Annotated in this window: 13 protein-coding genes and 1 tRNA gene; 11 read left to right on the top strand and 3 right to left on the bottom strand. The window is 55.4% G+C overall.

Annotated features, from left to right (window positions below):
• Positions 1-305 precede the first annotated feature (305 nt).
• The 5 genes from rplM to erpA all read left to right on the top strand — a co-directional run bounded on the left by rplM (position 306) and on the right by erpA (position 3576).
• Positions 306-734, top strand: coding sequence for a 50S ribosomal protein L13 (gene rplM, locus OKX01_RS15635; RefSeq protein ID WP_094197715.1), 429 nt, complete (start codon positions 306-308; stop codon positions 732-734).
• Between the two features lie 9 nt (positions 735-743).
• The gene (gene rpsI, locus OKX01_RS15630; protein WP_094197714.1) at positions 744-1136 is read left to right on the top strand and encodes a 30S ribosomal protein S9; all 393 of its coding nucleotides are present in this window, start codon (positions 744-746) and stop codon (positions 1134-1136) included.
• Between the two features lie 159 nt (positions 1137-1295).
• Positions 1296-2354: an N-acetyl-gamma-glutamyl-phosphate reductase gene (gene argC, locus OKX01_RS15625; protein WP_264672048.1), complete on the top strand. Its 1059-nt coding sequence runs from the start codon at positions 1296-1298 to the stop codon at positions 2352-2354.
• Positions 2355-2389: 35 nt separating this feature from the next.
• Positions 2390-3127 (top strand): DUF6776 family protein, encoded by a 738-nt coding sequence (locus OKX01_RS15620; protein WP_249460202.1) that lies wholly within the window; start codon positions 2390-2392, stop codon positions 3125-3127.
• An 80-nt stretch (positions 3128-3207) separates the two neighbouring features.
• Entirely contained in the window at positions 3208-3576 is a 369-nt protein-coding gene (gene erpA, locus OKX01_RS15615; protein ID WP_003801826.1) for an iron-sulfur cluster insertion protein ErpA, read from the top strand.
• 384 nt (positions 3577-3960) lie between these two features.
• Here the strand turns inward: erpA and OKX01_RS15610 are convergent, their stop codons facing one another.
• Positions 3961-5058 (bottom strand): anhydro-N-acetylmuramic acid kinase, encoded by a 1098-nt coding sequence (locus OKX01_RS15610; RefSeq protein WP_094197709.1) that lies wholly within the window; start codon positions 5056-5058, stop codon positions 3961-3963.
• Positions 5059-5061: 3 nt separating this feature from the next.
• On the bottom strand, positions 5062-6429 hold the full coding sequence (locus OKX01_RS15605; protein WP_094197708.1) for a M23 family metallopeptidase: 1368 nt from the start codon (positions 6427-6429) through the stop codon (positions 5062-5064).
• A gap of 241 nt (positions 6430-6670) precedes the next feature.
• Here OKX01_RS15605 and tyrS point away from each other — a divergent pair, with 241 nt between their 5' ends.
• The 6 genes from tyrS (at position 6671) to OKX01_RS15575 (ending at position 12089) form a co-directional block, all read left to right on the top strand.
• Entirely contained in the window at positions 6671-7897 is a 1227-nt protein-coding gene (gene tyrS / locus OKX01_RS15600) for a tyrosine--tRNA ligase (protein ID WP_094197707.1), read from the top strand.
• Between the two features lie 19 nt (positions 7898-7916).
• Entirely contained in the window at positions 7917-8552 is a 636-nt protein-coding gene (locus OKX01_RS15595) for a YbhB/YbcL family Raf kinase inhibitor-like protein (RefSeq protein ID WP_094197706.1), read from the top strand.
• A gap of 184 nt (positions 8553-8736) precedes the next feature.
• Positions 8737-9987 carry a serine hydroxymethyltransferase gene (glyA, locus tag OKX01_RS15590; RefSeq protein WP_094197705.1) on the top strand — a complete coding sequence of 417 codons (1251 nt, stop codon included), beginning with the start codon at positions 8737-8739 and terminating at the stop codon, positions 9985-9987.
• A gap of 36 nt (positions 9988-10023) precedes the next feature.
• Entirely contained in the window at positions 10024-10485 is a 462-nt protein-coding gene (gene nrdR, locus OKX01_RS15585; RefSeq protein WP_094197704.1) for a transcriptional regulator NrdR, read from the top strand.
• 4 nt (positions 10486-10489) lie between these two features.
• Positions 10490-11638: a bifunctional diaminohydroxyphosphoribosylaminopyrimidine deaminase/5-amino-6-(5-phosphoribosylamino)uracil reductase RibD gene (gene ribD, locus OKX01_RS15580; protein WP_094197703.1), complete on the top strand. Its 1149-nt coding sequence runs from the start codon at positions 10490-10492 to the stop codon at positions 11636-11638.
• A 360-nt stretch (positions 11639-11998) separates the two neighbouring features.
• A tRNA-Ser gene (locus OKX01_RS15575) sits at positions 11999-12089 on the top strand.
• Between the two features lie 105 nt (positions 12090-12194).
• Here OKX01_RS15575 and OKX01_RS15570 read toward each other — a convergent pair.
• A complete protein-coding gene (locus OKX01_RS15570; protein WP_125277701.1) occupies positions 12195-12602 on the bottom strand; it encodes a YgiW/YdeI family stress tolerance OB fold protein in 408 nt (135 codons plus the stop codon).
• Between the last annotated feature and the right edge of the window lie 69 nt (positions 12603-12671).

Genomic DNA, 12671 nt, shown 5'->3' with positions numbered 1-12671 from the left:
TTGGGGAGGTTTCTGGTGTAAATCCGGCAAAGACTCCCAATGCTGCTGAAGGAGTGTGCAGATCCCAAAATGCGTTTTCCCTCTATGAGAGCGCCCTCGGATGTGGCAAAAAACCTGTGTTTTTGTACAAAACCCTAGTGTTATCCACTATTTATGTTATTATGGCGAGCTATTTGGCATAAATGCACGGGCGGAATATAACGTCTTGGCAGGGTCAAATGGAGCTGCCTGGCTTGAGAAAGCGGGTGGATTGTATGGGCCAGGCATGTTGCTTTGACCCAGAATTTTAATATTTAGGAACCATCATGAAGACCTTCGTGGCCAAGCCGCTTGAAGTCAAACGTGACTGGTTTGTGATTGACGCTAAAGGCAAAGTCCTTGGTCGTGTGGCCAGCGAAGTCGCACGCCGTTTGCGTGGTAAGCACAAACCCGAATACACCCCTCACGTTGATACTGGCGATTACATCATTATCATCAACGCTGCTGACATTGCCGTGACCGGTAACAAGGCACAGGATAAGAAGTACTATCGTCACTCGAATTACCCAGGCGGTATTTACGAAACCAACTTCCAAACCATGCAAGAGCGCTTCCCTGGCCGTGCCGTTGAAAAGGCCGTCAAGGGTATGTTGCCTAAGGGCCCTCTGGGCTACGCCATGGCCAAGAAACTGAAGGTTTACGCTGGTGCCGAGCATCCTCATAGTGCTCAACAGCCTAAAACTCTGGACATCTAAGGATAGGTCATGATCGGTAACTGGAATTACGGTACGGGCCGTCGCAAGACCTCCGTCGCTCGTGTCTTCATCAAGAAGGGTTCGGGCCAAATCGTAGTCAACGGCAAGCCTGTTGACGAATACTTTGCTCGCGAAACGGGTCGCATGATTGTGCGTCAGCCACTGGTGCTGACCAACCATGTTGAATCGTTCGACATCAAGATCAACGTGCATGGCGGCGGTGAAAGCGGCCAAGCCGGTGCTGCCCGTCACGGCATCACCCGCGCTCTGATCGACTACGACGCAACACTGAAGACAGAACTGAAACAAGCTGGCTTGGTGACTCGTGACGCTCGTGAAGTTGAGCGTAAGAAAGTCGGTCTGCACAAAGCACGTCGCCGCAAACAGTTCAGCAAGCGTTAATTCGCCTCGCGACCTGTTTATGGTGCTCAAAAACCCCGGACCTGTCCGGGGTTTTTGTTTGCTGGCTACATTTGTCCTGCTTCGCCCGGTCAGGTGCTTCAGAACAGGCAGGACTACGTTAAGATAGAATTTTTGCTCGTCTCTCTTTCAGGAAAGTTCATGGCTACACATAGCGATACCCGGATCAAGGTAGGGATTGTTGGCGGTACAGGTTACACCGGGGTCGAGCTGCTGCGTCTGTTAAGTCAGCACCCCCAGGTGGAACTGGTCGCCATTACTTCGCGTAAAGAGGATGGCGTGCCGGTCTCGGATATGTATCCGAACTTGCGTGGCCATGTGGATCTGAAGTTCTCTACCCCTGAAAAAGCCAATCTGGAACAGTGCGACGTGGTGTTTTTTGCCACTCCGCATGGTGTGGCCATGAGTCAGGTCGAACGTCTGCTGGAAGCGGGTGTACGTGTTATTGACCTGGCTGCGGACTTCCGCCTGCAAGATACGGACGTGTTCCAGAAGTGGTACAAGATGGAGCACAGTTGCCCGGACATCCTGAGTCAATCGGCTTATGGTTTGCCAGAGCTGCTGCGCGATAAGATTGCTCAAGCCAAGGTTATTGGTAACCCTGGTTGCTACCCCACTACTGTGCTGCTGGGCTTGGCTCCCTTGTTGGAAGGCGCGCTGGTTGATACCCAACACCTGATTGCAGACTGCAAATCCGGTGTGTCCGGTGCTGGTAAAGGGGCTTCGGTTCCCAATCTGTTTGCCGAAGCCAGTGATAACTTCAAGGCATATGGCGTGTCGGGTCACCGTCACCATCCGGAAATTGTGGAACAGTTGCAGCGCCTTGCTGGTGGTCCGGTCGGTCTGACCTTTGTGCCCCACTTGGTGCCTATGATTCGTGGCATGTTCTCCACGATCTATGCGCGCATCAAGCCCGAAGCCATGGATACAGACTTCCAGGCCTTGTACGAGCAGCGCTATGCCAAAGAAGCTTTTGTGGACGTGCTGCCTGCCGGTACCCTGCCAGAAACCCGCTCGGTGCGTGCTTCTAACCAGCTACGTATTTCCGTGCAGCGTCCTGGCAATGGCGACCAACTGATCATTCTGGTGGTGCAGGACAACCTGGTTAAGGGTGCGTCGGGGCAGGCTGTGCAGAATATGAATATCTTGTTCGGCCTGCCCGAGCAAACCGGCTTGAAGCACGTTGCTATTTTGCCTTAAGGGGAACTTGGCCTTGGTGAATAGGTCAAATATTTATGGCTGAATCACCGCAAACCCATTCTCATACACTCGCTCCTCCCCGTTCGCGGGGTGGGGTGGTGACGATTGGGCTGGCCGTTTTACTGGGAGTGCTTCTGGGCGGCGGTGGGCTGTGGCTTTACCGCAGTCTGACTCAAGCTGGTGACCAGTCCGAACAAATTCAGCTGGCGATGCAGAATCTGGCGCGTAGTCAGCAATCCCTGCAGCAGATCCAAACCGAGTTTGAGGTGCTGCGCGGGCAATTGGTGCTGGAAGAGAGTACACGTAAGGGGCTGGAAAAGTCCTTGTCGTCTACTCAGGCTGAGCTGGCGCAGACACGTGAGCAGTTGGCCTTTTACGAGCAGTTGCTCCCGCCCGGTCCCAGTGGTTCTGTTACTGTTCGGGCTATGGATGTTGTCCAAAGGGGTGATTTGCTGGAGTACAAGGTGTTGTTGCAGCGTAACGCCCCAGAAGGAAAGACTTTTTCAGGTCGCCTGCAGTTTCAGCTGACTGGGCGGCAAGACGGAAAAAACGTTAAAATCGATTTATCACCCAGTTCCGGGCCGGACTCGGTACTGACAGAGTCGTCTGTAGAACAGATCGATCCTTTGGTTTTAAACTTCAACCAGTTTCAGCGCGCTATGGGTTGGCTGGCTTTGCCGCCAGGATTTGAACCCACCGCCTTGACGCTGAACGTCCTGGAAGGAAGCGTTATCCGTGCTTCTCGCCAGGAAAAAATCGCCCCGCCAGACTAATCACCTTACCCGCGGGTGGTCATGTGCAAGGCGATCACATGATAATTATTCATGCCGGCGGGGGCCGGCAGGAGAACCACATGAGCACTCTTACCGAATCCGTTGATCTGCAAGCCCCTCCTTCCCCACTGATTTTTACCGATTCAGCGGTTGAGAAGGTCCGTGAGCTCCTGATTGAAGAAGGCAGCCCCGAACTGAAGCTGCGCGTCTTCGTGCAAGGTGGCGGCTGTTCCGGCTTCCAGTACGGCTTCACCTTTGATGAGCTGGTTAACGACGACGACACCATTATTGATAAAGACGGCGTGCAATTACTGGTTGACGCCATGAGCTTCCAATACTTGGTGGGCGCAGAAATTGATTACAAAGACGACCTGGACGGTGCTCAGTTCGTTATCCGTAATCCTAATGCGACAACCACTTGTGGCTGCGGCTCGTCCTTCACGATGTAAGAAGGCAAGGCTGGCGCTGATTGCTTGGCGTTATTGCCTTTAGCAGGTTTGTAGGAAAACACCCCAGACTCTGAATGCAGGGTCTGGGGTGTTTTTTTGTGGGGGGTGTTGAGGGGGGGGCTTTGGGGTGTAAGGATGTGACCTGCAAGAGCCTGGCTGGATGAGTCGAGTGGTGGGCGTCTATTCAGAGGTCGGCCAGAGAGGCGGAATAGCTCAATCCTGGAAACGGATCAATTGTTGACTGCTCTAGCCAGAAAACACTTGTGCTTCTTTAGTGGTGCAGGAGGAAAGAGGCCTTGTCGGATTCAGTCTGATCGCGTAGTTCCGAGCAATGAATGATGAGTCCGAGACGCTATTGTTGCTAGGCAAGGCTAAAAATACCGATCAAGCCGGATAGCAGGCACCCAGCACCGTCGCGCGCCGTGCGCCTGTTACAGCGGGCAGCCCGGCAGGAATACGCTCGATATGCGCGTAGGCCAGCCAGGCAAAGGCCAGTGCTTCGATGGATTGCGGATCCATGCCTAGTTCCGCGCTGGAACGGATTGGTATCGCCATCAGATCGCCCAGGCGTTTCAGCATGGCGGGGTTGGCTGCGCCACCGCCGCACACAATCAAGTCCTGAATATGATCTGAGTAAGGCTGGATGGCCTGCGCAACGCTGTGTACGGTCAAATCCATCAGAGTGGATTGCACCACAGCAGGCTGAAGCTCGCCTTTCGGATCAATACGATCCAGATGCTCCTGCAGCCATCCCAAGTTAAATAGATCACGGCCTGTTGATTTAGGCGCAGGCAAAGCAAACCAGGGTTCGCTCAGCAGGCTGGCAAGCAAGGCAGGGTCAGAGGCGGCGCTATTGGCCCATTGCCCGTCTTTGTCGTAGGACTGGCCTTGATGTTTGTTCACCCAGGCATCCAGCAGCATATTCGCCGGACCAGTATCAAAACCAAAAACATCACAGCCAGGCAGTAGCAGGGAAATATTCGCAATCCCGCCCAGATTCAGAATGACGCGCCCGTGTTCGTGACGGAACAGCGCCTCATGAACAATAGGCACCAAGGGTGCGCCTTGGCCGCCAGCAGCAATATCTCGGCTGCGGAAATCTGCAATCACATCTATTCCGCAGCGCTCGGCCAGCAGGGCAGGGGCATTCAATTGCAGGGTGTAGCCCTGGTCGGGCGTATGGCGGATAGTTTGCCCGTGTACACCAATCGCCCGGATCAGATCTTTCTCTGGGCCTTGGGTCCAGGGCTGGCAAGCCTGAGCGTAGAGCTCTGTCAACTGCAGGGCGGCAACACTGGCGCGGGCCAGTTCATTGTGCCCGGGATGCTGCAAAGCCAGCAGCTCGTCTCGCAGAGCGGCTGGCATGGGCAGGCTATGGGTTTGGTGTACTTGCGCCCCCTGCGGACCGAAGGATGCCAGTACGGCATCCACACCGTCCATGCTGGTACCGGACATCAGTCCGATAAACAGGGGGGCTTGCATGGTTTAGCGGCTGGCCAGCTTTACGGGTTCAGCATCTGTGTGCAGCAAGGCAAAGTTGCTCTGGTAGGAAGCCAGGGTCTGCTGGAACTGTTTGCGCTGCGGCGCATCCAGGACGCGGGCTACTGGCAGGTCTACCGACAGAGGGTCAACGGCTTTTTGGGCAATTCGGAATTCGTAATGTAGGTGCGGACCTGTTGCCCAGCCGGTCGAGCCAACATACCCAATCAGTTGACCCTGTTCTACGCGGTCTCCTTTGCGCAGACCAGCGGCAAAGCGACTTTGGTGGGCGTACAGCGTGGTGAACTGACCGTGATGCTTAAGAATGATGGTGTTGCCGTAACCGTTCTGGCGACCTATGAATTCCACTGTGCCATCTGCCGTGGCATGGATGGGGGTGCCAGAGGGTGCTGCATAGTCTACGCCTTTGTGGTTACGCCAGCCGCCATGCACCGGATGGCGGCGACCACCAAAAGTCGAGCTGATACGGGTGAACTTCAAGGCCGTACGCAGAAAAGCACCTTTGAGGCTTTGGCCGCTGAAATCGTAATAGCCACCAGAGCCGTTTTCGGGCTGGAACCAAGCAGCTTCATGGGTTTTGCCCTGATTATTGAACTCCACTGCCAGCAAGCGGCCTGAACCTACGTCCTGGCCTTCATGGCCGTAGGATTCGTAGACCACGCGGAAGCTGTCGCCTTTGCGCAGGTCTTTCAGAAAGTCGATTTTGCTGCCCATCACATCCGCCATTTGCAGGGTGATGTTGTCGGGGATACCGGCCTGATCACTGGCGCCAAACAGCGAGCTGTTGATGGTGGCCTGGGCCACTCGTACTCGGGTTTGGGCCAGATCGCTCTGTTCCTGGGCGATAAAGCCGTTATTGCCATCAGGGCGCACTTCCAGCCAGCGGGCTTGGCCTTGGCCGGATTGCTCGGAATAGGGGGTATGACGGTAGCGCAGCCACTGCAAATTGCCGTTGGCATCCAGTGCGGCTTGTATGGCTCGACCTGGGTACAGCTTGTAGATCGAACGCGCCTTTTTATCATGCGTCAGAAATTGCAATAGCCCTTCTTCACTGACTTCCATGCGCTGGAGCAGGGCGGACAAGGTGTCGCCGCGGCGGATACGGGTTTCAGTAATGTAGGCTTGCTGGTCCTGAGCCTGTAGCACCGTCAGCTCCGAAGGCAGGGTCAAGGCAGTGCGGGCTTGGTAAATCTGGGGTTCCGGGCTGCTGGGCATGACCACGGCAAGCGCACCCGCAGCGACAAAGGAGCCAAGGGCAAGCGCGATCAAACCGGTGCGGATAACTAGGGCTCGGGCGAACCGAGGCTGGTGGATGTCGAGGTGGGAGCAGGAGCGTTTCCCTTTGCTGAACATAAAACCAGAACCTTGTTGGATGTACGGTTTACTGTCCGCTTGGCTGGCAAGCGGAGGTCAGTTGTACTGGGCGGACAGAACATTCCTGCCCTGGCAATCTGACCTGCGCGGGAATGATAAAATGGTTTGTTTACGAAACCTTGCTCATTTATTAAGCACGTCTCGCAATAGCAGGCTATCCTAGCGCATTAGGCTTAATTTTTCGAGCATTTTTACTCATTAGTTTGTCACCAGATTTGTTATGTCATCCCCCTCAGAGCCCCTTTCTCCAGAAGTCCTGGCTGATTTAGCCATCGTTAAACGCGGCTGCGACGAATTGCTCGTCGAATCCGAGTTTGCTCGCAAACTGGCGCGCAGCCATGCAACGGGGCAACCCTTGCGTATCAAGCTGGGGCTGGACCCCACGGCTCCTGACATTCACCTGGGGCACACGGTGGTGCTCAACAAGATGCGCCAACTGCAGGATTTGGGGCATACCGTCATTTTTTTGATTGGTGATTTCACCTCGACCATTGGCGATCCTAGCGGGCGCAACACGACTCGCCCGCCTTTGACGCCGGAGCAGGTTATTGCCAACGCCAAGACCTATTACGATCAGGCTGCACTGGTTCTGGACCCGGCCCGTACCGAAGTTCGCTATAACTCGGAATGGTGCGATAAGCTCGGTTCGCGCGGCATGATTCAGTTGGCCTCGCGTTATACCGTAGCCCGCATGATGGAGCGTGATGACTTCACCAAACGCTTTAAGGCGAATCAACCTATTTCGGTACACGAGTTTTTGTACCCCTTATTGCAGGGCTACGACTCCGTTCAATTGAAAGCCGATGTTGAATTGGGCGGCACCGATCAGAAATTCAATTTGCTGGTTGGTCGTGAATTGCAAAAAGAATATGGTCAGGAACAGCAATGTATTTTGACCATGCCATTGCTGGTGGGTTTGGACGGCGTAGAAAAAATGTCCAAATCCAAAGGCAATTACATTGGTATCAGTGAAACGCCGGATTCCATGTTCGGCAAATTGATGTCCATCTCCGACACCTTGATGTGGCGTTACTTCGAGCTGTTGTCTTTCCGTAGTCTGGAAGATATTGCCAGTCTGCAAAAGCAGATCGAAGAAGGCCGTAACCCACGTGAAGTCAAAGTGGAGCTGGCACAGGAGATCGTCACACGTTTCCATAGCGCCCAAGCAGCCGCGCAGGCACTGGAAACGTTCGATGCCCGTTTCCGCCGTGGCGAAATGCCCGAAGATATGCCCGAGGTCACCGTGGCCGGTGAACTGGCCTTGCTGCGCGTCTTGCGCGAAGCGGGTCTGGTTGCTTCCGGTAGCGAGGCCCAGCGCAACGTGGAGCAGGGCGGCGTGCGCATCAATGGCGAACGTGTGGACGATAAAGGTTTACAACTGGAGCCGGGAAGCTATGTGCTGCAAGTGGGCAAGCGCAAGTTTGCGCGAGTTACTTTGACCGGCTGATTGATTGTGGAGGTCTGCAATGAAACTGCGTAGTGATTCTTTTCAAGATCAGAGCGTGATTCCCGAGCGTCTGGCATTTTGCCGTTACGACGCACAATCGAGAGTCGCCTTGGCCGGTAACGCCAATCCGCATTTGGAATGGTCCGATGTTCCCGAGCAGACCCAATCTTTCGTGGTTATTTGCCACGACCCCGATGTCCCTAGTAAGCCGGACGATGTGAATCAGGACGGGCGTGAGGTACCGGCGGATTTGCCTCGGGTGGATTTCTTTCATTGGGTCTTGATTAACGTTTCGCCCGAGCTGCGTAGCCTGGCAGAAGGCTCTTATTCCAAGGGCATCACGCCACGTGGTAAAGCCGGCCCACTGGCTCTGGACGATACGCGCCAGGGCGTCAATGACTTTACCAATTGGTTTGCCAGCGACCGCGACATGAACGGTGATTACTTTGGCTACGATGGCCCGTGCCCGCCGTGGAACGATGCCTTGCCGCACCGTTATGTCTTTACGGTCTATGCCCTGGATATCGCCGAGCTTCCTTTGGAAGGGCGCTTTACGGGCCAGGATGTGTTGCGCGCCATGGAAGGCCATATTCTGGGCCGTGCATCCCTGACCGGCCTATATACCGTGAATCCCCGTTTGATTCAGCAGCCCTGATTGCCCTGGGCGGACTATTTGAGTTTTTTTCATATTCTTTTGAGTCCGCCCGCTGCCGCCTTACTTATTTCCGCATTTTTTGGGGTTTCTGCCACCGGAGACGTTTGTCTGGGTGGTTTGATGCGCTTCCGCGCTAAAATATTGCTTTCTTAGTTTGCTACCTACTTTATCCTTAGGAACCCTCATGTTTGACCGTTCTGCGACTCTTGACAAAGTTGATCCCGATCTTTGGGCTGCGATCCAAAGCGAAGATGTGCGCCAGGAGCAGCACATCGAGCTGATCGCCTCGGAAAACTACACCAGCCCCGCCGTGATGCAGGCCCAGGGCACACAACTGACCAACAAATACGCGGAAGGTTATCCTGGCAAGCGCTACTACGGCGGTTGCGAGTTCGTGGATGTGGTCGAGCAATTGGCTATCGACCGTCTGAAAGAGCTGTTTGGTGCTGAAGCGGCCAACGTGCAGCCCAACTCCGGTTCGCAAGCCAACCAGGGCGTGTACATGGCTGTACTCAAGCCCGGTGATACCGTTCTGGGCATGAGCCTGGCTGAAGGCGGTCACTTGACCCACGGTTCCCCCGTGAATGCCTCGGGCAAGCTGTACAACTTCGTGTCCTACGGTCTGGACGAGAACGAAGAGCTGGACTACGACGAGTTGGAGCGTCTGGCCAAAGAGCACAAGCCCAAGCTGATCGTCGGTGGTGCTTCGGCTTACGCCCTGCGCATCGACTTTGAACGCATGGCTCGTATTGCTCATGAGAACGGCGCCTTGTTCATGGTGGACATTGCTCACTACGCTGGTCTGGTGGCTGGTGGTGCTTACCCCAACCCTGTGCCTTACGCTGACTTCGTGACTTCTACGACTCACAAGTCCCTGCGCGGTCCTCGTGGTGGCGTCATTATGATGAAGGCCGAGCACGAAAAGGCCGTCAATTCGGCTATTTTCCCCGGTATCCAAGGTGGTCCACTGATTCACGTGATCGCCGGTAAGGCCGTTGCTTTTAAAGAAGCCTTGGCTCCTGAGTTCAAGGATTACGCTGCTCAGGTCGTAAAGAACGCCGACGTGCTGGCTCGCACTCTGGTCGAGCGTGGTCTGCGTATCGTGTCCGGTCGCACAGAAAGTCACGTGATGCTGGTGGACCTGCGTCCCAAGGGCATCACGGGTAAGGTGGCCGAAGAAGCGCTGGGCAAGGCTCACATCACGGTCAACAAGAACGCCATTCCTAACGACCCTGAAAAGCCCTTTGTCACCAGCGGTGTGCGTTTGGGTACGCCTGCCATGACCACTCGCGGTTTCAAGGAAGCCGAAGCGGAATTGACGGCGCATCTGATTGCTGATGTACTGGACAACCCTCACGACGAAGCCGTTTTGGCGGACGTTCGTCGCCGTGTACACGAGCTGACTGCCAAGTTGCCCGTTTACTCCTCCAAGTAATCCAGCCGGAGCGGGCCGCAAGGCCCGCGATCTTGAATGAAGTGTCCGTTCTGCCACCATGCCGATACCCAGGTGATCGACTCTCGAATCACCGAAGAAGGCGACGCCATACGGCGACGTCGCAAATGCTCGGCCTGTGAACGGCGCTTCACGACTTACGAGCGTGCTGAGCTGAGCCTGCCCGTCGTGGCCAAGCGCAATGGCACTCGTATGGATTTTGATCCCGCACGTCTGCGGGCGAGCATGGGTGTTGCACTGCGCAAGCGCTCTATCCCCATGGCTCAGGTCGATGCCGCTGTGCAGCGCATCGAAGAAAAACTTCAACTGACTGGCGAGCGCGAAGTCTCTTCCGAGACCATAGGCGAGCTGGTCATGGCCGAGCTCAAGCAATTGGATCAGGTGGCCTATGTGCGCTTTGCCTCGGTCTACAAGAGCTTCAAGGACATCCGCGAGTTCGTACAGGCGATCGACGAAATGAACGATCCCGACCGCGGCTAAGGCGATGGTCGAGCAAGAAGACGTCATCTGGATGCGGCAAGCCCTGGAGCTGGCCGAAAAATCCCTGTATATCAGTGCTCCCAATCCACGAGTCGCCTGCCTGATTGTGCGCGATGGCCAATTGCTGGCTTCAGGTTCCACGCAGCAGGCGGGTGGGCCTCACGCTGAAGTGATGGCCTTGCGCCAAGCCAAAGAGCGCGGCGTCAATGTGGCCGGGGCTACTTTCTACGTCACCCTGGAGCCTTGCAGTCACCACGGGCGTACGCCTCCCTGTGCCGACGCCCTGATTAAAGCAGGTGCCGGGCGAGTCGTCTTTTCCATGTACGACCCCAACCCCTTGGTGGCAGGCAATGGTGTTTCGCGCCTGCGTCAGGCGGGAATTACGGTAGATGGCCCTTTGTGCGTCGAGCAGGCGCTGGCGATCAACGCTGGTTTCTTTGCCCGCATGACACGTGGACGCCCCTGGTTGTGGATGAAAATGGCCGCCTCGCTGGATGGCCGCAGTGCCTTGCCTGATGGCAGCTCTCAATGGATTACCGGGCCGCAGGCGCGTGACGATGGTCATCATTGGCGCGCTCGCAGTTGTGTCGTGTTGACGGGCATAGGTACGGTTAACGCGGACAATCCGCTAATGAATGTACGGGCGGTTTCTACGCCACGTCCACCCATCAAAGCCGTGCTGGACACGCATTTGCGTCTGACCCCCAATGCTGCCTTGCTGGATGGCACGCTTTGCTGGGTATTTAGCCATCGTCGGGATCCCGAACGCGAAGCCGAGTTGGCAGATCGCAATGCACAAGTCATTCCCATGCCTTTGCACGAAGGTCAGGTGGATGTGCGCGCCGTTCTGGACTGGATGACAGATCAGCAGATCAACGAAGTCCACGCAGAAGCAGGGGCGCGTCTTTCTGGTGCCTTGATTGATGCAGGTGTGGTTGACCAATTGCTGATGTACCTGGCCCCCAAGATTCTGGGGCAGGGACGAGGCGTGGCCGATATTACCGAGCTGGCCGGGCTGGACGATGTAGAGCCGTTCGAGTTTACCGATGTGCGCTTGCTAGGTGCCGATCTGCGTGTTCTGGCACGCCAACGCGATCATTGGGAAGCCTTGCTGCGAGCCGTCGGTGGGGCGTATCCGCCGGACTCGGAATAAGTCAGGTATTGCTGTTCGGCCTGGCGGCCAGATACTGCAAAGAGCATGCCTTCAAGCCTGTGAATTTGAGCCTACCGTTTTTCCGACCCTATCACCTTGACTGTGGCCTTGAGGCAAGTGCCGATGGTCGTTTGATTAAGTCTGCCGAGCAGTATCAATCGTCTCTTTAGAAGCAGGCCAAGAGTCCGAACTCACGATAAATTGAGACCAGGCTTATCCTACGGTTCAGCAGTCAGTAACCACTCAGCAACAAGGCTTAGCCCAAAAAAATTTCAGCACTTGCCTTATAAGGATAAGTGCTGCTATTATTATGGACTTGGCATTAGCAGCTTCAAATTGCTTGGCCAGAAAAAACAAGTAGGACAGGTGGCCGAGTGGTTGAAGGCGCACGCCTGGAAAGCGTGTATACGTTTATAGCGTATCGGGGGTTCGAATCCCCCTCTGTCCGCCAAGAATTCGATATGAAAACCCGCCCAGCGCAAGCTAGGCGGGTTTTTTATTGCTGGGGGTGTCTGCGTCTTTCTGCCGTGGTGATGCTTCGCAGCACAGGCGCTGTTTAAGGAACCAAGGTCAGGCGGTCGACTTCAAACTCCGTCTTGCGCAGGCCTTTGTCGAATTCCCCAGTCAGTTCCACTTTTTGCTCAGCACTGATGGTCTGGCCAGCCGGGAAGTCTTCGTTGTCGATCTCTACGGTGATACGGCCGGTGGCATCTTCAAAAATGTAGCGTTCATCGCCTTCAAACGAGACCAGACGACCTTGTAAACGTGCGATTTGGTCGTCGCGGCCGGTCTCCAGCAACTGCTTGACGGTCATTAGTGGCACATTGTTGGGGCCGGAGTAAGAGCCAGCGGCGCTGCTCGCCTGGGGTGCATTGTTTGGGCCGGTGTAGCTGGCGGGTTGTGCGATAGCAGCGCTGGCGCTCAGGGCAAGGACGGCGGCGAGGGTAGGTAAAGTGAATCGCATGATTGGGTTTCCTGTATCGGGTTATCGGGTCAATGTTCCGCCGATTGCGGAATAGTGTTAGTAGAACTC

The sequence above is a fragment of the Alcaligenes sp. SMD-FA genome, assembly GCF_025960365.1.
In the GTDB taxonomy this organism is placed as follows: Bacteria; Pseudomonadota; Gammaproteobacteria; order Burkholderiales; family Burkholderiaceae_B; genus Alcaligenes; species Alcaligenes aquatilis.
The sequence above is the reverse complement of the archived record's forward strand: the minus strand, read 5'-3'. Positions and strand labels throughout refer to the sequence as shown.